Here is a 21,725-nt window from a genome sequence, read left to right as displayed (position 1 = left end):
ATCCTCCTCGGCGGCGCCACCCGCACCACGAGGACGCGGAATCACCCTCGAAGTGCAACCTCGCGGGTGAGTCGCGAGCGCCGCACCTCCACGGAGCACCCCGCCGGGCCCCGGCCGCAGAACTCGCAGCCCCAACCGCAGAACTCGCGACTCCGAGTGCAGAACTCACAGCACCGAGTGCAGAACTCGCGGCAATGAACGTGGAACTCGCGACAGCACGCGAGTCCCACCCTCCCGCACGCGAGTCCCACCCTCCCGCGCGCGAGTCCCACCCTCCCGCACGCGAGTCCCACCCTCCCGCACGCGAGTCCCACCCTCCCGCACGCGAGTCCCACCCTCCCGCACGCGAGTCCCACGCTCCCGCACGCGAGTCCCACGCTCGCGCACGCGAGTCCCACCCTCCCGCACGCGAGTCCCACCCTCCCGCACGCGAGTCCCACGCTCGCGGGCGCGAGTCCTGCCCTCCCGGGGCCGGCGTCAGCCGGCCATCGCGCGCATCCGGTGGACCTCGTCGGTCTGCGAGGCGATCACGTCGGTCGCCATCTCCTCCACGAACACGTCCGCCCCGGCGCCCAGCACCTCGGTCGCCATCGTGATCGCGCCCTCGTGGTGCGCGGTCATCAGCTGCAGGAACAGCCGGTCGAACTCGGGCCCGGACGCGGCCGCCAGCGCGGCCAGCTGCTCCTCGGTCGCCATCCCCGGCATCGGGCCGTGCTCGGCGTGCGAGCCGTGGTGACCGGAGTGCTCCCCCGGCACCTCCAGCCCCCGCTGCCGCAACCACGCGGTCATCGACGTGATCTCCGGCCCCTGCGTCGCCGCGATGCGGGCCGCCAGGCCCTTCACGTCCTCCCGCGCGGCCCGCGCCGGCACCAGCTCGCCCATCCGGATCGCCTGCTGGTGGTGCATGATCATCCGCTGCACGTACGACACGTCGGCGTCGTTGTGCCGGTTCGACGGCACCGCCGCGCTCGCCTCGTCCGCGGGCAGCGTCCGGGCCGGCTCCCCGGGCGCGCCCGGCACCACGACCGGCGGCGCCTCCGGTTCCGGCGCGCACGCCGCGCCCAGCACCGCCGCTGCCAGCAACGTTCCCACGACGAACCCCCGCACGGGCCCTCCTCGCACTCGTCCGTACCCGCGACCGTACCGCAGGAAAAAGCCTACTTTCGGCGCTGTCGCCGAGGCGGGAGATTCGGTCATACTTCGTTTTTCTTCCGAACCGAAAGGGGTTGGCCACGTGGCTCTGGGGAACCGACGCAGACGCCGGCTGTTCGCGCTAACCGGCGCGCTCGCCCTGTCGCTGACCACGCTCGGCGCCGCACCGGCGTCGGCCGAGCCCGGCATCCCGGGGGTCGACGAGGTCAGGCAGTCCCGCAACATCCAGCACCTGGCGAACATCCCGAAGCAGGCCCCGTTCGACAACGTGAACGCCCTCGGGACCGACATCGCGTTCACCGATGACCACGCGATCGTCGGCAACTACAGCGGCTTCACGATCTACGACATCAGCAAGCCCAGCAAGCCGGCGATCGTCAGCCAGGTGCTCTGCCCCGGCTCGCAGAACGACGTCTCGGTGTCCGGCGACCTGCTGTTCCTGTCCACCGACTCCTCGCGCAGCGACAACTCCTGCGCCAGCACCAGCCAGCCGGCCACGGAGAAGAACTCGTGGGAGGGCATCAAGGTCTTCGACATCAGCGATCTGGCCAACCCGAAGTACGTGGCCGCGGTCGAGACGAAGTGCGGTTCGCACACCCACACGCTGGTGCCGGGCAAGAACGGCAAGGACGTCTACCTCTACGTCTCCTCCTACAGCCCGCGTGCCGAGTTCCCGGACTGCCGGCCGCCGCACGACCTGATCTCGGTGGTCAAGGTCCCGGTGCACAACCCGGCGGCCGCGGCCGTCGTCAACGAGCCGGTGGTCTTCGGCGAGGCCGGCGGCAACCGCGGCATCCCGGGCACCTTCCCGAACCACTACGTCACCGAGACCTCGGGCTGCCACGACATCACCGCCTACCCGGAGAAGGACCTGGCGGCCGGCGCGTGCATGGGTGACGGGGTGCTGTTCGACATCTCCGACCGGGAGCGGCCGCGGATCATCGAGCAGGTCCAGGACGACACGAACTTCGCGTTCTGGCACTCGGCGACGTTCAACAACCAGGGCACCAAGGTCGTCTTCACCGACGAGCTGGGCGGCGGCGGCCAGCCGGCGTGCACGGCGGCGATCGGCGCGGTCCGCGGCGCGGACGCGATCTACGACATCACCGGCCGCGGCGACGACCGCAGCCTGCGCTTCGCGAGCTACTTCAAGATCCCGCGGGAGCAGGCGCAGACCGAGAACTGCGTGGCGCACAACGGCTCGCTGATCCCGGTCAAGGGCCGCGACATCATGGTCCAGGCCTGGTACCAAGGCGGGATCTCGGTGTGGGACTTCACCGACTCCGCCCACCCGAAGGAGCTGGCCTACTGGGAGCGCGGCCCGCTGTCGAACGAGCAGCTGATCACCGGCGGGTCGTGGTCGGCCTACTACTACAACGGCCACATCTACTCCTCCGACATCCAGAAGGGCCTGGACGTGTTCGCCCTGCACGACCCGCGCACGGCGAGCGCGAAGTCGGTGCGGATGGACGAGCTGAACGTCCAGACCCAGGGCCGCTACCGCGGATGATTCGACGGCGGGCCGCTAGCACAGCCTGACGATCGAAGGCAAATCCATCCTGCCGCCGATCACCATGTGGGACGGTTGTCCCCCGTTCCGGTGACCGGCGGCAGGATGGCGCCATGTCCGAAAACTCCTCCGACGACGCCGTCCTCCCCGAGAAGCCGCGCCGGAAACGCGGCCCGCTGGCCGGCGTCATCCTCGCCGTGGTCGTCGTCCTCGTCGCCGTGGTCCTGATCGTCGTCAACACGACGTCGGACTCCGGCACCAGCGCCGGCCACACCACCGTGAAGATCGGGGTCACCGACGCGAGCGCCGACTACTGGAAGGCCTTCCGGCAGGTCGCCGCCGAGAACGGGATCGACCTGGAGCTGGTCAACTTCTCCGACTACACGCAGGCCAACCCGGCGCTCGCGCAGGGCCAGCTGGACGTGAACCTGTTCCAGCACCTGCTGTTCCTCGCCAACTACAACGTCAGCGCGAACCAGGACCTCACCCCGGTCGGCTCGACCTACGTGGTGCCGCTGAGCCTGTACTCGCGCAAGCACGCCACCGTGGCCGACATCCCGCGCGGCGGGCAGATCGCGATCCCGAACGACCCGACCAACCAGGCGCGTGCCCTGCTGGTGCTGCAGTCGGCCGGCCTGATCTCGCTGCGCGGCGGCGGGACCGTGCTGTCCACCCCGGCCGAGATCGACCAGGCCGCCTCGAAGGTCACCGTGACCCCGGTGGACGCCTCGCAGACCGTGGCCGCGCTCCCGTCGGTCGACGGCGCGATCGTCAACAACAACTTCGCCCTGGACGCGAACCTCGACCCGTCGACGGCGCTGTTCAACGACGACCCGGCGAACCCGTCCGCGGAGCCCTACATCAACACCTTCGTCACCCGCGCCCAGGACAAGGACAACCCGACCTACCTCAAGCTGGCCCAGCTCTACCGGGATCCGCGCGTGGCCGGCGAGGTGCGGGCCGAGTCGAAGAACACCGCCGTGCTGGTGGAGCGCCCCAACACCGACCTGCAGGCGATCCTGGACCGCCTCGAACAGACCGTGCGGGCCGCGAAGAAGTGAACGCGCTCATCGAGTTCCAGGGCGTCACCAAGCGCTTCGGTGACGTCACCGCGCTGGCGGACGTCGACCTGACGATCGGCGCGGGTGAGGTCTTCGGCATCATCGGCTACTCCGGCGCCGGCAAGAGCACGCTGGTCCGGCTGGTCAACGCGCTCGAACCGGTCACCTCCGGGCGGGTGCTCGTCGACGGTGTGGACCTGACCACGCTGAACGAGCGGGAGCTGCGCCGGGTGCGGGCCGGGATCGGGATGATCTTCCAGCAGTTCAACCTGTTCCGCTCCCGAACGGTGTTCGGCAACGTGGCCTACCCGCTGAAGATCGCCGGGTGGGACAAGGAACGCCGCAAGGCGCGGGTGGCCGAGCTGCTGAAGTTCGTCGGCATCACCGACAAGGCGTGGCACTACCCGGACCAGCTCTCCGGCGGGCAGAAGCAGCGCGTCGGGATCGCCCGGGCGCTCGCGACGAACCCAAAGATCCTGCTGGCCGACGAGTCCACCAGCGCGCTCGACCCGGAGACCACCGGCGAGGTGCTGCGGCTGCTCGAGCGCGTCAACACCGAGCTGGGCGTGACGATCGTGGTGATCACCCACGAGATGGAGGTCGTGCGGGAGATCGCCGACCGGGTGGCGGTGCTCGACTCGGGCCGGGTCATCGAGCAGGGCAGCGTGTTCGAGGTGTTCTCGTCGCCGAAGACACACGCGGCGCAGCGGTTCGTCGGGTCGGTCGTCCGGGACACCCCGGAGGGCGCCGACCTCGACCGCATCCGCGCGCGGCACGGCGGGCGGCTGGTGACGGCGAAGGTCCACGACGACGGGCGGCTCGGCGCGGTCCTGTCCGACGCGGTCGGCAAGCACAACGTGCGGTTCGAGATCGTCTACGGCGGCATCACCGCGTTGTCCGGCCGGTCGTTCGGCGGTCTCACGCTGGAGCTGATCGGCGCGGACGCCGACGTGGACGCGCTCATCGCGGACCTGCGCGCCACCACCGAGATCGAGGAGATCGCGGCATGAGCCTGGACTGGGAGACCCTGGGCCCGGTGTTCTGGGAGGCGATCGCGCAGACGCTGGGCATGGCCGTGGTCACGCTCGTCGTCGGCGGCGCGCTCGGGCTGGTGCTGGGCATCCTGCTCTACACCACGCGCGCGGGCGGGCTGCTGGCGAACCGGTTCGTGTTCACCGTGCTCAACGTGCTGGTCAACATCATCCGGCCGATCCCGTTCATCATCTTCATCACCGCGATCGGGCCGGTGACGATCTTCGTCGTGGGCACCCAGCTGGGAACCGCGGCGGCGACGTTCGCGCTGGTGTTCGCCGCGACGTTCGGGATCTCCCGGATCGTCGAGCAGAACCTGGTCACCATCGACCCGGGCGTGATCGAGGCGGCGCGCGCGATGGGCGCGAGCCCGCTGCGGATCATCCTGACGCTGCTGGTGCCGGAGGCGCTCGGACCGCTGGTGCTGGGCTACACGTTCGTGTTCGTCGCGATCGTCGACATGACGGCGGTGGCGGGCGCGGTCGGCGGCGGCGGGCTCGGCGACTTCGCCATCACCTACGGCTACCACCGGTTCGACTGGGTGGTGACGTGGCTGGCGGTCGTCACGATCATCGTGCTGGTGCAGGGCGCGCAGTTCCTCGGCAACTGGCTGGCGCGCAAGGCGCTGCGCCGCTGAGGTCCGGGTCGTTGACTCGGCGCTCGGCGGGGCGGATGGCGCTGCAGCTGAGCCTGGACGGCGTGGTCCTGGACGGGGAACGGGTGCCGCGGCAGGTCACGCCCTGGTCGTGACCTGCTCCGCCCAGAACTCCGTCACCAGGTCGTGGAACTCCTTGGCCCGCTCGATCTGCGGCATGTGCCCGGTGCCGGTGAACAACCGCGTCTGCGCGTGCGGCAACGCGCGCCGGGCGGCATCCAGGTGCAGGGCGGGCAGGATCAGGTCCCGATCACCCCACACGACGAGCGTCGGCAGGGCCCGCGCGGCCACCGCCTGGATCAGCTCGGCACGCCAGTCCTCCCGCACGCCGCGGAAACCGCCCAGTCCGCGGGCGGTCTCCAGCATCACCCGCGCCGCGTGCGGCTGCCGGGCGATCTCCAGCGCGTGCTCGACCCGCTCCCGCGTCGCGAACGCGCGGTCGTGGAACAACGCCCGCTCCACCCGCATCGCCGCCGACCGGCTCGGGCGCAGCAGCAGCTTCCCCAGCGGCCGCAACGCGAGCCGCCGCAGCGCCATCGTCACCTCGCGGCCGAAACCGGCGCTGTTCACCAGCGCCAGGCTGCGCACCCGCTCCGGCGCGTCCACCGACAACCGCATCGCGACCGCGCCGCCGAGGGAGTTGCCGGCCACGTGCACCGGGCCGGTCTCCCCCACCGCGTCCAGGAAGTCCGCCGCGAACCCGGCCAGCGCCGCCAGCGTGTGCTTGCCCGGCAACGGTTCCGACATCCCGAAGCCGGCGAGGTCGACGCTGTAGGTGCGGTACTCGTCGGCGAGCAGGTCCTGCTGCTCCGACCAGTCCCGCAGGCTCCGGCCGATCCCGTGCAGCAGCAGGACCGGCGGCCCGTCACCCGCGACCCGGTAGCGGGCCCGCCGCCCGCGCACGTCCACGAAGTCCACGGTCAGCGAAGCCTTCCCAGCAGACGGCTGTGCGCGCCGGGCAGCAGCCGCACCAGCAGGTCCGGGATCTTCGCGTCCCAGCCGATCAGCACGCGCGGCTTGCGGTGCTCGATCGCGTCCACGATGACCGCCGCCGCCTTGGCCGGGTCCATCCGCAGCACGCGTTCCCACTGCCGGGTGTCCATCCCGCCGGGCACGCCGCTGCCGACGCGCGCCGACTCCGCGATCCGGGTGCGGATGCCGCCCGGATGCACCGACGTGACGCCGACCTGCCCGGCCAGCTCGTGCCGGATCGCCTCGGTGAACCCGCGGATGGCGAACTTGCTCGCCGAGTACGCCGACTGCCCGGGCGGCGCGATCAGCCCGAACAGGCTGGACACGTTGGCGATGTGCGAGCCGGGCGCGGCCTTGAGCGCGGGCAGCAACGCGTGGGTCAGCTGGACCGGGGCGCGGAAGTTGACGTCCACGACCCAGCCGAACTCCTCCAGCGTCAGCTGGTCGAACCGCCCGCCCAGCGCCACGCCCGCGTTGTTGATCAGCAGCGTCAGGCGCGGGTTCTCGGCCAGCACCCGCTCGGCGGCCGCGGCCGTCTCCTCCGCCGAAGCCAGGTCGACCACGTGCGCCGATACGTCCACAGTGGATCCCACGGCCTTGGTCACCGCGGTCAGCCGGTCGGCGTCGCGGTCCAGCAGCACCAGGTTCGAGCCCCGCGCGGCCAGGGCGTGCGCGAGCGCCGCACCGATCCCGCTCGCCGCACCGGTCACCACGGCCGTGCCGCCGTCGAAGGTGTAGCGCCGCATCAGGCCACCCGCTCCTTCGCCTGCTTCGCGGTGCGCGCGAACCGCATGGCGTCGTCCTCCAGCGACCCGTGCCGCATCAGCAGCACGTCGCGCGGGTAGTTCTGGAACAGCCGCCACGGCGCGGCCGGGCCCTGCTTGGGCAGCTTGTCCAGGCTGCGCAGCACGTACCCGGACTTGAGGTCGATCAGCGGCTCGGTCGCGGTGACCGACGGCGGCGGCACCGGGGTGCAGGTGGTGTAGCCGTGCTCGTCGAGGTGGTTGAGCAGGCGGCACACGTACCCGGCGACGAGGTCGGCCTTCAGCGTCCAGGACGCGTTGGTGTAGCCGATGGTGAACGCGTAGTTCGGCACGCCGGAGAGCATCATCCCCTTGTACGCCAGCCGTTCGCCGAGCTCCACCGGCTCGCCGTCGACCACCAGCTCCAGCCCGCCGAAGGGCAGCAGGTTCAGCCCGGTGGCGGTGACGACGATGTCGGCCTCCAGCACCCGCCCCGAGGACAGCCGGATGCCGTCTGCGGTGAACGTCTCGATGGTGTCGGTGACGATGTCCGCCTTCCCGCTGCGCACGGCCTTGAACAGGTCGCCGTCCGGGACGAAGCACACCCGCTGGTCCCACGGGTCGTAGCTGGGGTTGAAGTGCCGGTCCACGTCGAAACCGCGCGGCAGCTGGGCGGAGACGGCCTTGCGCAGGAACTTCCGGACAACTCCCGGGCTGCGGCGGCTGAGCTGGAAGAACAGCATCGCCGACACCACGTTCTTCCACCGCACGATCGGGTAGGCGACCTTGGCCGGCAGCACCCCGCGCAGCTTGTCGGCGACCGGATCGGTGCCCGGCAGGGACAGCACGTAGCTGGGCGAGCGCTGCAGCATCGTCACGTGCGCCGCGTCGCCGGCCATCGCGGGCAGCAGCGTCACGGCCGTGGCCCCGCTGCCGATCACCACGACGCGCTTGCCGGTGTAGTCCAGGTCCTCCGGCCAGTGCTGCGGGTGCACGACGGTCCCGGTGAACTCGTCCTGCCCCGGGAACTGGGGCGCGTAGCCCTGGTCGTAGCGGTAGTAGCCGGAGTTGACGAACAGGAAGTCACAGGTGATCCGCACGCGCTCACCGGTGTCCGAGCGCTCCGCCTCGACCGTCCACAGTGCTTCGCCGGAGGACCACTCGGCCCGCACCACGCGGTGGTGGAACCGGATCCTGCGGTCGATGCCGCGGGTGCGCGCGGTGCGCTGCACGTACTCGCGGATCGACGGGCCGTCGGCGATCGCCTTCGCGTCGGTCCACGGCTCGAACGAGTAGCCGAGCGTGAACATGTCCGAGTCCGAGCGCACGCCCGGATAGCGGAAGAGGTCCCAGGTGCCGCCGATCGCACCGCGCGACTCGAAGATCGCGTACGACCGGCCCGGACACTCCGCCTGCAGGTGACTGGCGGCGCCGATGCCGGACAGCCCGGCACCGACGATCAGGACGTCGACGTGTTCCAGCGTCATCGCTTCCCCGTTCCTCCGGCGTCTGAACCGCAACGTACCAACGGTATGTCGAGACGGTCAACACCCTGTCGAGAGCGCCGACAGGGCGTCGACAGCCTGCTACGGTGACGGCATGGCCACCGATCCCGCCGTCCGCGCCCGCCCGGCTCGCGGCCGGCGCGCGCCCCGGCCCAGCGGCGACGAACGGGAGCTGGCGATCCTGGCCACCGCCGAGCGGCTGCTCGCGGAGCGGCCGCTGAGCGAGATCTCCACTGACGACCTCGCCCGCGGCGCCGGGATCTCGCGGCCGACGTTCTACTTCTACTTCCGCTCCAAGGACGCGGTGCTGCTCACGCTGCTCGACCGGGTCACCGAGGAGGCCGACCGGGCGTCCTCGGCGGTGTTCGACACCCCCGGCCCGAGCCCCGCGCAGCGCTGGCGGCAGTGCCTGGACGCGATCTACACGACCTTCCGCGCGCACCGCGCGGTCGCCCTCGCGGCGGCGGAGGCCCGCCACACCAACGCCGAAGTGCGGGAGCTGTGGGCGGGCATGATGGAGACGTGGGTCCGCCGCACCGCCGAAGCCATCGAGGCGGAGCGGGCGCGCGGCGCGGCTCCGGCCGGGCTTCCCGCGCGGGACCTGGCGATCGCGCTGAACTCGATGAACGAGCGCGTCCTGTACGCCACCTTCGGCGGTGACGGGCCGGCCGTGCCCGAGGCGGACGTGGTCGACGTGCTGCTCGACGTGTGGCTGACCACCATCTACCGCACCACCGAACCACCGGCCTGAACCGTTTCGGCCCGCCGCCGCCGGGTAGCCCGGGCGCATGGAACGCAAGCACGACGACCCGCGCGAGGACCTGCCCGGCGCCGAGGACTCCTCGGCCGAGGAACAGCAGGTCCAGCGGGGCGAGCAGGGCACCTCCGAGGGAGACCCGCACGACGACTTCGATCCGCAGCAGGGCCAGTAGCCTGGGGGCGTGGACCGCCTCGCCCTGTTCGAAGCCAACCGCCCGCGCCTGCTCGGCCTGGCCTACCGGCTGCTCGGCGAGGCGTCCGAGGCCGAGGACGTCGTGCAGGAGGCCTACCTCCGCTGGGACGCGAGCACCGGCGTCGAGGTGCCCGAGGCGTGGCTGACCAAGGTCGTCACGAACCTGTGCCTGAACCGGCTCACCTCCGCGCGGGCGCGGCGCGAGCTCTACACCGGGCCGTGGCTGCCGGAGCCGGTGTTCACCGGAGGCGGCGAGCTGGGCCCGCTGGAGACCGCCGAGCAGCGTGAGTCGCTGTCGATCGGGCTGCTCGTCCTGCTGGAACGGCTGACCCCGCCGGAGCGCGCGGCGTTCGTGCTGCGCGAGGCGTTCGGCCACAGCCACCGCGAGATCGGTGAGATCCTCGACCTCGACGAGACCCACGTCCGCCAGCTCTACCGCCGGGCGCGGCAGCACGTCGGCGACGGGCGCACACGCTTCACCGCGACGGCCGAGCAACGCCGCGCGATCGTGGAGCGGTTCCTCGCCGCGGCCGTGCACGGCGATGTGGCGGCGCTGGAGCGGATGTTCGCCGAGGAGGTCGTGTCCTGGGCGGACGGTGGCGGCAAGGTCAGCGCGGCCCGGCGTCCGGTGTCCGGGCGCGAGCGCGTCGCTCGCTACGTCGCCGGCCTGGTGCGCGATCCCCGCGCGGGGGAGATCGAGTTCTCGGTGCGCTCGATCAACGGCGAACCGGGCATCGCGATGCACCTGTGGGGTGAGCTGTTCGGGATCGTGGTGCCCGAGCCGGGCGCGGACGGCCTGGTCGCCCTGCGCACCATCGTCAACCCGGACAAGCTCGCGTACGCGGCGGCCCAGAAGGGGTCAGCGTGAGTACACGTTGACGTCGTCGGCAAGGCCGAGCGCGGCCGGGTCCCGGCGCCCGGACGCGGCGAGCACGAAGTCGAGCGCGTCGGCCTGCACGGTTTCTCCCCCGTCGCCGATGTCGATCGGGCCGAAGCCGCGCAGGTCGAGTCGCGCCGGCCCCCATCCGCGCTGCCGGAGGGTGTCGGCGACCCAGTGCACGGCGGCGGCCAGACCACCGTCCCGTTCGGACTCCCGGCCCAGTGCCGCGCGGATGTCGTCGCCGTGGACGTAGGCGTCGTACCACAGGGTCAGGACGCCGTTGCCGATCGTCCGGCCCGGCACGCCGCTGGGTTTGCCCCACAGCTCGTCGTCCAGTCTGGACAGTGACGTGCGGAGTCTTCCGTTGGCCGCGCGGAGCATCGCGGCCAGTTCGGCCGGGTCGTGGTGCCGGAGGGCGGCGGCCTGCTCGTCGGGGCTGCGTCTGCCGATGGTGCCGTCGGCGGTGTCCACGGCGTTGCCGACGACGTGGGCGGCGACGTCCCGCACCCGCCATCCGGTACACCGCGTCGGCGTGTCCCAGCCGGCGTCGGCCGGTTCGATGAGGTCGGCGAACCGGTCGTACTGGCTCAGCGCACCGTCGACGATCCTCGGGCGGGTCAGCGCGGCAGTTCCGCGGCGAGGCGGCGGACGGTCTCGGCGAGGACGATCGCGTGGCCGCGGGCGTTGACGTGCAACCGGTCCGCGCTGTAGATCCCTGCGTCGGCTGACGCGGGATGGTCGCCGAGGTCGACGTACCAGGCGCCGTGCCGGTCGGCGACGCGGCGGGTGAGCCGCGCGAGCTGGGCCAGCCGGACGCGGAGCCCGTCGCGCCGGTCCGCGGCCGCGAGCGGGGAGCGGGAGATGTCGAACAGGCCCATGATCACCACCGCGGCCCCGGCTGCGCGGAGCGCGGAAACGATTTCGGACAGCGCTTGCTCGACCGCGACGGGGTCGAAGGAGCGGCGGAGCATGTCGTTGCCACCGGCCGCGACCACCGCCAGGTCCGGCCGGAAGTCCAGGGCCGCGGCGAGCTGGGTGTCCCGCACCTGGGCGGCGCGCGTGTCGCGGAGGCCGAGGTTGGCGTAGGCCAGGTCCGGCTGGTGTTCGCGCAGCAGGTCCGCCAGCCGGTCGGCCCACGGTGGCGGCGGGTAGCCGTCGGCCGGGTCCCCCAGCCCCTCGGCGACGCTGTCGCCGAGGATCGCGAGCCGCCGCCAGGGTGCGCCGCGCAAGGTTCCGGTGAGCACGTCGGTGGTCATGCCGCCCCCTCGAAAGTTTGTGGACGACTGTACTTTAAGTTTGACCGCAGACGTGCGTCAAGGAGGTTCTGTTCGAGGGGGTTTGCGTGGGACGCTCGTCCGCTCAGTTGCGCCGCTGCTGGGGGATGGTGCCGGCGCCGGCCCGGCGGGCGGCCACGACCAGGCATCGCTCGCACGGCATGCCGACGGGCCGGTCCAGCAGGTCCAGCTCACCGCGGCGGCCTTCGAAGCCGCAGTAGGCGACCAGCAGCCCGGGCCGCTCCGCGGGCAGCGGGAAGACGTGGGCGACGCGCTGGGTCTCGCCGACGGTGCCGGAGCGCGGCCGGGCGAGGACGAAGGTCGCGTTCAGCCCTCCTGGCTCGTCGTGCACCCGCACCCATCCACTCACGGTGAGCCTCCTCTCGGGGCGGGCCCCGGTGGGTCCACTCCGGATACTCGTGGCGGTGGTTCCCTGGTGTGCCCAGACGGCAAACTCCGCGAGCGGCTTTTCACCCGACAGTGCCGGATTCGTCCACAATGGGCAGCGCGCCCAGACTGGGCGACCGCAGGCAGAAGCACCGCTCGACGACGCGCCACACCCGCGAGCACGGCCGACGGACGGCGGCCACGCAGCCGCCGGTCAGCGCGGCGACCCACCTCCGCTCCCCCGCGCCTCTCGAGCCCGCGCGGCACCCACCCCGGACTCCAACTCCACCGCCACACCCGGCACCCCCGCATCGCCCCGCTCCCCCGCACCCCTCAGACCCGTCCCGCACCCACCCCAGACCCCAACTTCGCCACCACACCCGCCCCCGTTTTCAAGCCCGCGCCGCGTCCAGCACCGGCCCCAGCTCCGCCACCACCGCATCCAGCGGCGCCACATCCTCCTGCGCCCGCGCCATCACGATCGCCCCTTCGAGCGCACTGATCATCACCAGCGCGAGCGACCGGCACCGCTCCTCCGGGACCCCCATCTCCCGCAGGCTCTCCTCGATCGGCCGCAGCCACGTCTCGAACCCCGCGCACACGGCCTGCCGCAGATTTTCGTTGCCCGCCACGACATCCGCCGTCGTGGCGACGAACGGGCATCCCGCCGCGAACCGCTCGTCGCGGAACTGGTCCCGCCACTGCGCCACCATCCCGGCGAACAACCCGGCCGGCGTCGGCGCGGCTTCGGCGTAGCGTTTGACCCGCCGCGCCGCGAACTCCCCCGACCACGCGAGCGCCTCACGCACCAGCTGGTCCTTGCCGCCCGGGAAGTAGTGCTGCAAGGACCCCCGAGGCGCCGACGCGTGCTCGACCACCTCCCGCATACCGGTCCCGCTCACCCCCTGCGTCCGGATCAGCTGCGCCGCGCTGTAGACCATCCGCTCCCGCGGCCCCCGCGTCACGCCACCATCTCCGCCACGAACCAGACCGTCCGACCGGGCAGCCTTGTCAGCCCACGCCGCGTCGCACCGCGACCACGGCCCCTCAGACCGCGCCACCCCAGCAGCCGCCCATCACCGACCAGGCCATCCACCCCTGCCAGCCCACTCACCGTCACGCCGCGCCACCCGATCAACCCACGCACGCTCGGACCACCACCCACCAAGCCGCGCAGCCCGATCATCCCGCTCACCGTCACGCCGCCACCTCCGTCACCGAGGCCATCCGGCCACGCCACCCCATCAGCCCACGCACCGTGCATCCCGCCACCAAGCCATTCCGGCCGCGTCACCCCGCCAGCCCATTCACCACCACGCCGTCCACCCACCGTCAGACCACCCCCGGCATCGTCAGCTCGTACCGGTACTCCCCGCGATCAACCCCGCGCACCAACCGGAAACCCTGCCCCCGCAGCAAAGCCTTCGCCGCCGCGTTGTCCGCCTGCGTCACCGCCCGCACCGTCCACCCCGCCCACCGCCCCGACGCCCGCAACCACGCGGCCAGGCCGGTCCCGATGCCACGCCGCTGCCACGGGTCCGCGACCATGATGCCCAGCTCCGCCACCCCCGGCTCACCTGCCACCAGGTTCAGCAGCCCCGCGGCCGCCCCTCCGCTGAACGCGACCAGCGCGACCCCGTGCGGCGGGCCCGCGAGGAGGTAGCGCCGGTACCGGTCGAGGATGTCCCGCGGCTCCGGCTGCCCTGGCATGAAGAACCGGTTCCGCAAAGTCCCCGCGGAGCAGGCCAGGACGAGGTCGGCGACGTCCGCGATACACGTCCCGTCCAGCTCCCGGAGCGTTATGACACCTGACATAAGTCCGGTCTACTCCTCGCCGGCCCCGGAGACAAGCCCCGGGCGCGCATAGACTGCGGGCATGCGGCGATGGGTGTCCCGGGTGGACCGGCAGGTGTTCGCCCGGGTGGCGGCGACCGATTCCGTGCTCTTGGACCGGGTACTGCCCCGCCTGGGCCGCGCGGCCAACTACGGCGGCCTGTGGTGGGCGGTCAGCGGCACGCTCGCCGCGACGCGCAACCGCCGCGCCCGCCGCGCCGCCCTGCGCGGGATGCTCGCCCTCGGCATCGCCAGCGCGACGGCCAACGGCCTGAGCAAACGCGTCATCGGCCGGACCCGCCCGTCGACGGTCGCCATCCCGCCGGTCCGCCAGCTGCGGCGCACGCCCTGGACGACGTCGTTCCCGTCCGGGCACTCCGCTTCCGCGGCCGCCTTCGCCGCCGGCGCCGCGCTGGAGTGGCCCGCGCTCGCCGCGCCGGTCGGCGCTCTCGCCGCCGGCGTCGCGACCTCCCGCGTCGTCACCGGCGCCCACTACCCGTCCGACGTGCTCGCCGGGGTCGGCCTCGGCCTGACCGCCGGCCTGGTCACGCTGTCCTGGTGGCCGCGCACCCCGTCCGACCCGTCGGAGGCGCAACCCTGCCCGGCGCCCGCGCTGCCGACCGGCGACGGGCTGGTCCTGGTGGCCAACGCCGCCGCGGGCAGCGCGGGAGCGACGGTGCTGGACCGGATCGCCGCCGAGCTGCCGCAGGCGAAGATCGTCGAACCGGCCGACGGCGAGGACCTGACCGAGGCGCTCACCGAGGCCGCCCGGACCTGCCGCGTCCTGGGCGTCGCGGGCGGGGACGGCACGATCAACGTCGCCGCGCGCGTCGCTGCCGCGCACAACGTGCCGCTCCTCGTCGTCCCGGCGGGCACCCTCAACCACTTCGCCCGCGATCTCGGTGTGGAGACCCCGGACGACGCGATCACCGCGTTGCGGACCGGTTCCGCCGTGCGGATCGACCTGGGCATCGCAGACGACCAGGTCTTCGTCAACACCTGCAGCACCGGGCTCTACACCGATCTCGTCCGCTACCGGGAGAGGTGGGAGAAGCGGATCGGGAAGTGGCCGGCGGTGCTGGTCGGGCTGGTGCACGTGCTGCGCCGGGCGAAGCCGCAGGAGCTGATCGTCAACGGCGAGCGGCGCCGCGTGTGGATGATCTTCGCGGGCAACGGCGCGTACCGCCCGCGCGGGTTCGCGCCGACCTACCGGCCCAGCCTGCACGACGGGCTGCTCGACATACGCACGGTGTACGCGGAACGTCCACTCGCGCGCACGCGGGTGGTGCTGGCCGTGCTCACCGGGACGCTGCGGTGGTGCCCGCCCTACCAGGACCGGCCGGCCGCGGCGCAGCTGAGGATCAGCGCGCCCAGCGGCCGCCTGCGCCTGGCCGTCGACGGGGAGCTGATCCAGGTCCAGCCGGACATCACGCTGCGCAAGAGCCGGGGCGCGCTGGTCGTCTACCGCTGAGCGGACCACTCCAGCGTCTGCGGCGCAGTGGCTCAGCCACTTAGCCAGAACCTGCCGGGCGGCGCAATACTCAGCCCACTCGGTCCCCGTGGCTCACCGTTTCGGTGCATGGCTCCAGCGGCCCAACCAGCCATCCAGAAGCCCGTACGCTCGCCGGGATTGGTCAAGTGGCTCAGCCACTCATAGACCCCTCCGAACCTTCCAGACGAGTGGCTCAGCCACTCGGCCAATGCCTGCCCCGCCACGCAGGACTCAGCCGCTTGCGGCGAACTCCCGGAGCCTTCCGGACCGGTGGCTCAGCCACTTTCCAATGCCTGCCCCGCCACGCAGGACTCAGCCGCTTGCGGCAAACTCCCGGAGCCTTCCGGACCGATGGCTCAGCCACTCGTCCAATGCCTGCCCCGCCACGCAGGACTCAGCCGCTTGCGGCAAACTCCCGGAGCCTTCCGGACCGATGGCTCAGCCACTCGTCCAATGCCTGCCCCGCCACGCAGGACTCAGCCGCTTGCGGCAAACTCCCGGAGCCTTCCGGACCGATGGCTCAGCCACTCGTCCAATGCCTGCCCCGCCACGCAGGACTCAGCCGCTTGCGGCAAACTCCCGGAGCCTTCCGGACCGGTGGCTCAGCCACTCGTCCAATGCCTGCCCCGCCACGCAGGACTCAGCCGCTTGCGGCAAACTCCCGGAGCCTTCCGGACCGGTGGCTCAGCCACTTTCCCAATGCCTGCCGCGCAACCCAGTGGCTCAGCCAATCCACGGAACCCTGTCCGGCAGCAGTTCCGGAGCCCAGCGGCCCAGGCACTCCCCACTGCCGCTCAACCCTGATGCCAGCCAAGCGGTCCAGCCACTCGTCCAGTAAGCGAATTCGCCAGCCGCTATACGACTGCCTCAAGTGGCTCAGCCACTCACCCAGCGACCCGGCCGAAACCAGCGGAGTGGGCCAGAGTTTCCAGCGCCAACCGGCTTGCATGGTCGCGAGCGCACGGGCATCGTGCACGGGGAAGGCGTCTTTCCCCGGCAGGACGTCAGCGATGTTCGGCGCGAGCCTTCAGTCGCTGGAGGGTGGCGGCGATGTTGGCGCGGTTCTTGTCCTCGCGCTGCCACACACCCGTGACGAGCGAACTGGGCGCACGAAACCAACCGGGCCGCTTGTCCCACGTGCTCTCGACGACCACGCAGCCATCAGCCGAGGGTTCGATGTCGTACTGCCACCGGGACACCGGAATTCCCAGGGACCGCACCTCGAAGGCGAACCGCTTTCCCTCGTCGGCGTCGGTGATCGTGCTGACGGTGCTCCACAACCGCACCCCGCGGCGGTTGATCCCGCGGAACCGCGCGCCGACCCGGGCACCGGTCACCCCGGCGAGCCAGCGGAACCCGCTGTACTCCTCGGCCAGCTCCGCGAGCACACCCGGATCGCTGACCAGGTCGTACACCCGCCCCGGCTCGGCGCCGATCTCGATCCGGCCCGTGGCACTGGGCCCTGCGTGCGCCATGGACACCTCGCAACACCGCGGACAGTTACATACCTACAGTATGTATCTTGGCGGTGTCCGTCAACAGTGCGGTCCCGCGTTCGGCCAGGGAGGTGCCGAACCAGGTGACCACAGTGGACGATCGTATCCCGGTGTTTGTTCCGATCTGCCCGCTGCGGGAACGGGTTCCGGCCAGTGCGTCCACAGCGAACGGGTGGCCCGGGGCGCCGGGATTCCGGGCGGGAACACCGAGACGATCGCCGAAACGAGCGCGGACGGCGGGATCTCGGTCAGCCAGATCTCACCACCGGCGAGGAGGGCCGGCACTCCGGTGCGGCCAGCGGCTACGGCGAGGGCCCGGACCGGGTGACCGATGTGCCCCGCGGCGTCGACACACCTCCGGACCGGCCAGCAGAGACAGCGGCGCCTCCAGCCGGGAGTCGAGGCGTCGCCCCCGAGGCGAGACCGCGTTCCGCACACGAGCCGTACACCTCATCGGTGAGCCGGGCGCGTTCGGCCGGGGTGCGGCCGGTGCTCGGCACCCGCGGCGGTTAGAGCATGGGCGGCAGCTGGAGGTCGCCCCGCGGCAGGTCGAACGGCGCGGACAGGACGAAGTCGGGTCTTCGGCGGGCCACACCGGTCACGCAGCGGGGACCCGGCCGCCTGCGCCGGGCCCCGCCTCGCCGAACCGGACGGTGAACGCGCCGCCACCGCTGCCCGGGCTCCCGGCACCGCCGAAACCGGCGGTGCCGGGGCACAACGAGGCAGAACCGCCGGAACCCGGGATCGCCGGGCCGGTGGTTCGCGTGCCGGGCGGCCGGGGCGAGTTCACCGCACCCGGCCGATGGGTGGCGCCGCCCGCGGACCGCTGATCACGGGCGCGGACGGAACCGGCGGATCGCTCCGCCGGAAGTCGAGGTTTCCCGGACCGGAGGCTGTGCCCGGACGTTCGGCGGTCTCAGGTCGCCGGCTGCTTCGAACAGGCCCTCGGCTCCGTGGGCGAACAGGCGCTCCAGGGTCTCCTCCAGGTCGAGCGACGGTGGCTCGGCGAGGGTTCCGTCGCCCGCTGCGATGCAGCACCCACGAAGCCTTGCCCCGGCACGACCCGGCGACCGCGGCGGTCGTGCGGTTCACCACGCGCAACGTTTCGTGGAGTTCGCGATAGCTGCGCGCAGGCCAATTCTGCGCGTCCTGCTCGCCCACGTCCGCGCTCCCGTGCTGCTCGTTCCTGCCCAGATCACGCTCAGTGAAACCCGGCGGCGGCCGCGACGCCAGCGGGCCCGCTCCGGCATGCCCTATCGGTCGGTCAACCGTGCCCGCCCGGCTCGAAAACCGGCAGCGGGACAGACCCGTGGACTCTCACTGGCGCACCCGCCGCCCGAGCTGTGCGGCCCGCGATCGATGCAGCCCTGCCCGCAGGACAAACCAGCCCAGGCGACCCACGCGGCAGTGAAACACGGCCTCAGTGGCTCACCAGCCGCCTCAGTTGCGAGGCCCGCGGACGGGCCGTCGCAGCAACGACCATCCCACCCAACCAACCCGGCAGCGATCCACGGCCCTCAGCGGCTGACCGCCCGCCCGAGCTGCGGCGCACCGCCGAGAAAGGCCGGCCCCAGCGGTCACCCCTCCAGCAAGCGCTTCCCCAGTTCGGCCGCTGCCTCGGTGTCCAGGGTCTCGCACAGCGTAAGCGCCTCGCGGCGGTGTTCCTCTGCCCACGCGCGCCGTCCGGTCGCCTCCAGCACCTGCGCCAGCTCCGCCAGCGCCTGCGCCCGCTGCCACCGCGTGAGCACGTCCGTGAAAACCCCCAACGCCGCCTGCAAACAGTCCTCCGCCAGCCCGAGCCGCCCGGCCTCCCGCCACGCCGTGCCCTCCTGCACGGCGCATTCCGCGCCCGGCACGGCGAAACCGCCCTTCTCGAACAGGGTCCGGGCGGTCCGGAACGCCTCCGCGCCGCCCGGCCAGTCCCCCGTCTCGGTGAGCGCACGGCCCATCAGCTGGAACGTCAGCGCCCGGAAGAACCGGTACGTGAACGGGTTCGCGTCCTCCCGGTGACGATCGGTGTCGGCGAGCACCTCGCGGTGCACCAGCAGCGCCTCCCCCGGACGACCGACCGCGCACAACACCCTCCCGAGCACGTTCCGGATCGAGCCCTGCCCCAACCAGAAATCCATGTCCGCCAAGCCGACCGCCCGCTCGACGTGGTCCAGCGCCTCCGCCGGCCGCCCCAGCCGCAACAGCACCGAACCGAGGTACCCGAGCGCCCACGTCTGCTCGCGCCGGTCACCGATCTCCGTCGCGATCTCCAGCGCCTCCTGGTGCGCGGCGCGGCCACCCTCGTTGTCGCCCAGGCAGTAGTACCGCGCCCAGCCGAGGAAGTTGAGCAGCACCGCCTCATCGGCACGGCTGCCCAGCGCCCGCGCGGCCTCCACGCCGAGCGCGAACACCTCGTCCCACGGCAGCTGCTGGATCCGGCCGTCGGAGAACCAGTGCAGCGCCCGGGCCAGGTCCACCACCTGCCCGTACTTGCCGTGCGTCAGCGCGACCCGTTGCGCGGCGAGCCAGTTCGCGGCCTCCGCGTCGAGCCAGGCGCCGGCCTCCTCGCGCGTGGCGAACCGGCTCGCCTCCACCGAATCGCGCAGCGCGTCCGGGTAGAACAGGCGCCCGGCCTCGATCCCGGCGTCCAGCAGGTGGTCCAGCACCGCGCACATCGCGGCCGACGTCTCGCCGGCGTCCTCCTCGGCCGCCAGCCGCTCCCGCGCGAACAGGCGGATCAGGTCGTGGAACGTGTAACGGCCGGGCACGCTCCCGGCCTGCAGGAGGTTCGCGTCGACCAGTTCGTCGATGTGGGCGCGCACGTCCGGCGTCGCCATGCCCGTGGCGACGGCCGCCAGGTCGGCGCCGAAATCCGGCCCCGGGATCACCGCGAGGCGGCGGAACACCAACCGCGCGGCCGGGGACAGCCGCCGGTGCGACATTTCGAACGCCGACCGCACCCGCAGATCCCCGGCCGACAACGCGGCCAGCCGCGTGTTCTCGTCGCGCAGCTGGTCGACCAGGTAGGCGATCGTCCAGTGTGGACGGCTCGCCAGCCGGTTGCCCGCGATCCGCACCGCCAGCGGCAGGTTCCCGCACAGCTCGGCCAGTTCCGCGGCCGCCTCCGGCTCGGCGCGGACCCGGTCCGGCCCGGCGATCGCCGCGACGAGCGCCGACGCGTCCGCGGTCTCCAGCGGCCGCAACCACAACCAGCGCGCCGACTCCAGCCCGGCCAGGGCACGCCGGCAGGTGATGAGCGTCAGGCAGCCGGTGGCGGCCGCGAGCAGCGGGCGGACCTGGGCCTCGTCGGCCGCGTTGTCCAGCAGCACCAGCACACGGCGGCCGGCCAGCAGCGAACGGAACAGCGCGGACTGCTCGGCGACCGTGGCCGGGATCTCCGCCGCCGGCACGTGCAGGCCGCGCAGCAGGACGTCCAGCGCCGCGCGCGGGGTGACCGGCTGGTCGTCCATGCCCCGCAGGTCGACCGACAGGAAGCCGTCCGGGAACTCGCCGGCCAGCAGGTGCGCGGCCGTGCGGGCCAGCGCGGTCTTGCCCACGCCCGGATGCCCGACCAGCGACACGACCACCCCGCTCGGGATGGTGAGCGCGTCGGCGGCGGCGCAGCGCAGCGTGTCCAGCTCGTGCTCGCGGCCCACCAGGTCCGGCACCGCGGCCGGCGGCAGGCCCGCGAACGGCGCCGGTGGTCTGGACCTGCGGCGGCGGCCGTCGCGGGCGGCGGCCAGGAAGTCCTCGCGGGTGCCGCCGATCAGCCCGAGCGCGTCGGCGAGGGCCTCGGTCGAGCGGCGCTGCGCGGCGCGGGCCCGGCCGCGTTCCAGGTCGGACAGGGCGCGGACGCTGACACCCGAGGCCTGGGCCAGATCGGCCTGCGTGAGCCGGGCCGAGCGGCGATGGCGTAGCAGCAGCTCACCGAAGGTCGGATCCTCCCCCGGTGACCCTGGATCCAGTGTCTCGCTCACCGCCACCCATTAAACCGGCAGAACTTCAGGAGCCGAAAACCTGCCGGTGCTTCCGCCTGGTTCCCCCTGTATCGGTACGGTTAGGTGGCCCTATGCCGTTCAGCCCCGCGACGCGGGAGATCCCCGGCGGCCGGCCCGCCGCCCGCCTGCACGCCGTTCCGGCTGCCGACCGCGCCGTGGTCCGCGTCGCGGTGCTGGCCGACGACGTGTTCCTGCGTGCCGGCCTGCTCAGTGAGATCCAGGGCAAACCGGGCATCCACGTGGTCGCCGGGCCGCCCGCGTCGGCGGACGTGCTGGTCGCGATGACCGGGTCGGCGGCGGACCTGCCGGACCTGGTGGCCGGCGCCCCCACCAACGCGCGGCTGGTGCTGATCACCGGCACGCCCCGCCCGGCGGAACTGTGGACCGCGATCGAGAACGGCCTGGTGGTGCTGATCCCGCGCGCGGAGCTGACGACGACCCGGCTGCTGCGCGCGATCGCCGACGCGCACCAGGGCCACGGGCACCTGCCCGCCGAGCAGCTGGGCCAGGTGCTGCACGGGCTGGCCCGCCTGCAGCGCGAGGTGCTGTCGCCGCGGGAGCTGATGCTGAACGGGTTGTCGCGCCGGGAAACCGAGGTGCTGCGCCGGCTCGCCGACGGCCAGGACACGGCGGAGATCGCCGCGGAAATGTCCTATTCGGAGCGCACGGTGAAGAACATCCTGCACAGCCTCACCAGCCGGCTGGGGTTGCGCAACCGCACGCACGCGGTGTCCTACGCGCTGCGCAACGGGCTAATCTGAGCGGGCGCCGGACGTCCGGAGTGGACGGTGC

The 21,725-nt window shown here is 72.4% G+C and carries 21 protein-coding genes; 9 read left to right on the top strand and 12 right to left on the bottom strand.

The features are described 5' to 3' along the window. Window positions 1–477: 477 nt before the first annotated feature. The gene (locus L1857_RS13170) at window positions 478–1,107 is read right to left on the bottom strand and encodes a DUF305 domain-containing protein (protein ID WP_094004956.1); all 630 of its coding nucleotides are present in this window, start codon (window positions 1,105–1,107) and stop codon (window positions 478–480) included. A 127-nt stretch (window positions 1,108–1,234) separates the two neighbouring features. Between L1857_RS13170 and L1857_RS13165 the strand changes: the two genes are divergently transcribed. The 4 genes from L1857_RS13165 to L1857_RS13150 all read left to right on the top strand — a co-directional run bounded on the left by L1857_RS13165 (window position 1,235) and on the right by L1857_RS13150 (window position 5,392). Next, on the top strand, window positions 1,235–2,662 hold the full coding sequence (locus L1857_RS13165; RefSeq protein WP_116115307.1) for an LVIVD repeat-containing protein: 1,428 nt from the start codon (window positions 1,235–1,237) through the stop codon (window positions 2,660–2,662). Window positions 2,663–2,775: 113 nt separating this feature from the next. Next, complete coding sequence (locus L1857_RS13160) at window positions 2,776–3,723, top strand: MetQ/NlpA family ABC transporter substrate-binding protein (RefSeq protein WP_116115309.1); 948 nt, start codon at window positions 2,776–2,778, stop codon at window positions 3,721–3,723. Continuing rightward, window positions 3,720–4,733: a methionine ABC transporter ATP-binding protein gene (locus tag L1857_RS13155; protein WP_116115311.1), complete on the top strand. Its 1,014-nt coding sequence runs from the start codon at window positions 3,720–3,722 to the stop codon at window positions 4,731–4,733. Before L1857_RS13160 ends, L1857_RS13155 begins: the two co-directional genes overlap by 4 nt. After that, window positions 4,730–5,392, top strand: a complete 663-nt coding sequence (locus tag L1857_RS13150) for a methionine ABC transporter permease (protein ID WP_020423486.1) — start codon at window positions 4,730–4,732, stop codon at window positions 5,390–5,392. Before L1857_RS13155 ends, L1857_RS13150 begins: the two co-directional genes overlap by 4 nt. A 96-nt stretch (window positions 5,393–5,488) precedes the next feature. On the opposite strand, the gene L1857_RS13145 is transcribed toward L1857_RS13150, so the two are convergent. Genes L1857_RS13145 through L1857_RS13135 form a run of 3 tightly spaced genes read right to left on the bottom strand, consistent with a single transcriptional unit; the run spans window position 5,489 to window position 8,612 of the window. Continuing rightward, window positions 5,489–6,328, bottom strand: a complete 840-nt coding sequence (locus tag L1857_RS13145; RefSeq protein ID WP_240323466.1) for an alpha/beta fold hydrolase — start codon at window positions 6,326–6,328, stop codon at window positions 5,489–5,491. Between the two features lie 2 nt (window positions 6,329–6,330). Further along, complete coding sequence (locus tag L1857_RS13140) at window positions 6,331–7,128, bottom strand: SDR family NAD(P)-dependent oxidoreductase (protein ID WP_094004951.1); 798 nt, start codon at window positions 7,126–7,128, stop codon at window positions 6,331–6,333. Next, window positions 7,128–8,612 (bottom strand): flavin-containing monooxygenase, encoded by a 1,485-nt coding sequence (locus L1857_RS13135; protein WP_116115315.1) that lies wholly within the window; start codon window positions 8,610–8,612, stop codon window positions 7,128–7,130. The genes L1857_RS13140 and L1857_RS13135 overlap by 1 nt, the downstream gene beginning before the upstream one ends. 112 nt (window positions 8,613–8,724) lie before the next feature. On the opposite strand from L1857_RS13135, the gene L1857_RS13130 reads away from it, so the two are divergent. From L1857_RS13130 to sigJ, 3 genes are read left to right on the top strand one after another with little or no spacing between them, the layout of a single operon-like run. Beyond that, the gene (locus L1857_RS13130; RefSeq protein ID WP_094004949.1) at window positions 8,725–9,381 is read left to right on the top strand and encodes a TetR/AcrR family transcriptional regulator; all 657 of its coding nucleotides are present in this window, start codon (window positions 8,725–8,727) and stop codon (window positions 9,379–9,381) included. 37 nt (window positions 9,382–9,418) lie between these two features. Continuing rightward, on the top strand, window positions 9,419–9,562 hold the full coding sequence (locus L1857_RS13125; protein WP_167481551.1) for a hypothetical protein: 144 nt from the start codon (window positions 9,419–9,421) through the stop codon (window positions 9,560–9,562). 9 nt (window positions 9,563–9,571) lie between these two features. Beyond that, window positions 9,572–10,450 carry an RNA polymerase sigma factor SigJ gene (sigJ, locus tag L1857_RS13120; protein WP_116115319.1) on the top strand — a complete coding sequence of 293 codons (879 nt, stop codon included), beginning with the start codon at window positions 9,572–9,574 and terminating at the stop codon, window positions 10,448–10,450. Here sigJ and L1857_RS13115 read toward each other — a convergent pair. From L1857_RS13115 to L1857_RS13095, 5 genes are all read right to left on the bottom strand, one after another. Then, window positions 10,442–11,053, bottom strand: a complete 612-nt coding sequence (locus tag L1857_RS13115; RefSeq protein ID WP_249467411.1) for a maleylpyruvate isomerase family mycothiol-dependent enzyme — start codon at window positions 11,051–11,053, stop codon at window positions 10,442–10,444. The two genes, sigJ and L1857_RS13115, sit on opposite strands and share 9 nt — an antisense overlap. Before the next feature lie 26 nt (window positions 11,054–11,079). After that, complete coding sequence (locus L1857_RS13110) at window positions 11,080–11,718, bottom strand: SGNH/GDSL hydrolase family protein (protein WP_094004947.1); 639 nt, start codon at window positions 11,716–11,718, stop codon at window positions 11,080–11,082. 103 nt (window positions 11,719–11,821) lie between these two features. Next, window positions 11,822–12,106, bottom strand: a complete 285-nt coding sequence (locus tag L1857_RS13105) for a hypothetical protein (protein ID WP_233157201.1) — start codon at window positions 12,104–12,106, stop codon at window positions 11,822–11,824. Window positions 12,107–12,515: 409 nt separating this feature from the next. Beyond that, complete coding sequence (locus L1857_RS13100; protein WP_240323463.1) at window positions 12,516–13,088, bottom strand: LmrA/YxaF family transcription factor; 573 nt, start codon at window positions 13,086–13,088, stop codon at window positions 12,516–12,518. Between the two features lie 367 nt (window positions 13,089–13,455). After that, window positions 13,456–13,938 (bottom strand): GNAT family N-acetyltransferase, encoded by a 483-nt coding sequence (locus L1857_RS13095; protein ID WP_240323462.1) that lies wholly within the window; start codon window positions 13,936–13,938, stop codon window positions 13,456–13,458. A 61-nt stretch (window positions 13,939–13,999) separates the two neighbouring features. Between L1857_RS13095 and L1857_RS13090 the strand changes: the two genes are divergently transcribed. Continuing rightward, window positions 14,000–15,427, top strand: a complete 1,428-nt coding sequence (locus tag L1857_RS13090) for a bifunctional phosphatase PAP2/diacylglycerol kinase family protein (RefSeq protein WP_094004945.1) — start codon at window positions 14,000–14,002, stop codon at window positions 15,425–15,427. A gap of 1,025 nt (window positions 15,428–16,452) precedes the next feature. On the opposite strand, the gene L1857_RS13085 is transcribed toward L1857_RS13090, so the two are convergent. From L1857_RS13085 to L1857_RS13075, 3 genes are all read right to left on the bottom strand, one after another. Next, window positions 16,453–16,923 (bottom strand): SRPBCC family protein, encoded by a 471-nt coding sequence (locus L1857_RS13085; protein WP_116115256.1) that lies wholly within the window; start codon window positions 16,921–16,923, stop codon window positions 16,453–16,455. 60 nt (window positions 16,924–16,983) lie between these two features. Then, window positions 16,984–17,382: an ESX secretion-associated protein EspG gene (locus tag L1857_RS13080; protein WP_240323461.1), complete on the bottom strand. Its 399-nt coding sequence runs from the start codon at window positions 17,380–17,382 to the stop codon at window positions 16,984–16,986. A gap of 1,139 nt (window positions 17,383–18,521) precedes the next feature. Further along, window positions 18,522–20,918, bottom strand: coding sequence for an ATP-binding protein (locus tag L1857_RS13075; protein ID WP_429727756.1), 2,397 nt, complete (start codon window positions 20,916–20,918; stop codon window positions 18,522–18,524). Window positions 20,919–21,004: 86 nt separating this feature from the next. On the opposite strand from L1857_RS13075, the gene L1857_RS13070 reads away from it, so the two are divergent. Next, window positions 21,005–21,694: a helix-turn-helix transcriptional regulator gene (locus L1857_RS13070; protein ID WP_094004941.1), complete on the top strand. Its 690-nt coding sequence runs from the start codon at window positions 21,005–21,007 to the stop codon at window positions 21,692–21,694. Window positions 21,695–21,725: the final 31 nt, after the last annotated feature.

This window comes from Amycolatopsis thermalba, from assembly GCF_023376025.1.
GTDB lineage: Bacteria > Actinomycetota > Actinomycetes > Mycobacteriales > Pseudonocardiaceae > Amycolatopsis_E > Amycolatopsis_E thermalba.
The sequence above is the reverse complement of the archived record's forward strand: the minus strand, read 5'-3'. Positions and strand labels throughout refer to the sequence as shown.

Excerpts from the sequence above, each read along its gene's own strand:
- L1857_RS13110 (WP_094004947.1), bottom strand. The coding sequence starts at position 11,718 with ATGACCACCGACGTGCTCACCGGAACCTTGCGCGGCGCACCCTGGCGG.
- L1857_RS13125 (WP_167481551.1), top strand. The coding sequence starts at position 9,419 with ATGGAACGCAAGCACGACGACCCGCGCGAGGACCTGCCCGGCGCCGAG.
- L1857_RS13140 (WP_094004951.1), bottom strand. The coding sequence starts at position 7,128 with ATGCGGCGCTACACCTTCGACGGCGGCACGGCCGTGGTGACCGGTGCG.
- L1857_RS13085 (WP_116115256.1), bottom strand. The coding sequence starts at position 16,923 with ATGGCGCACGCAGGGCCCAGTGCCACGGGCCGGATCGAGATCGGCGCC.
- L1857_RS13130 (WP_094004949.1), top strand. The coding sequence starts at position 8,725 with ATGGCCACCGATCCCGCCGTCCGCGCCCGCCCGGCTCGCGGCCGGCGC.
- L1857_RS13160 (WP_116115309.1), top strand. The coding sequence starts at position 2,776 with ATGTCCGAAAACTCCTCCGACGACGCCGTCCTCCCCGAGAAGCCGCGC.
- L1857_RS13150 (WP_020423486.1), top strand. The coding sequence starts at position 4,730 with ATGAGCCTGGACTGGGAGACCCTGGGCCCGGTGTTCTGGGAGGCGATC.
- L1857_RS13070 (WP_094004941.1), top strand. The coding sequence starts at position 21,005 with ATGCCGTTCAGCCCCGCGACGCGGGAGATCCCCGGCGGCCGGCCCGCC.
- L1857_RS13095 (WP_240323462.1), bottom strand. The coding sequence starts at position 13,938 with ATGTCAGGTGTCATAACGCTCCGGGAGCTGGACGGGACGTGTATCGCG.
- L1857_RS13090 (WP_094004945.1), top strand. The coding sequence starts at position 14,000 with ATGCGGCGATGGGTGTCCCGGGTGGACCGGCAGGTGTTCGCCCGGGTG.
- L1857_RS13135 (WP_116115315.1), bottom strand. The coding sequence starts at position 8,612 with ATGACGCTGGAACACGTCGACGTCCTGATCGTCGGTGCCGGGCTGTCC.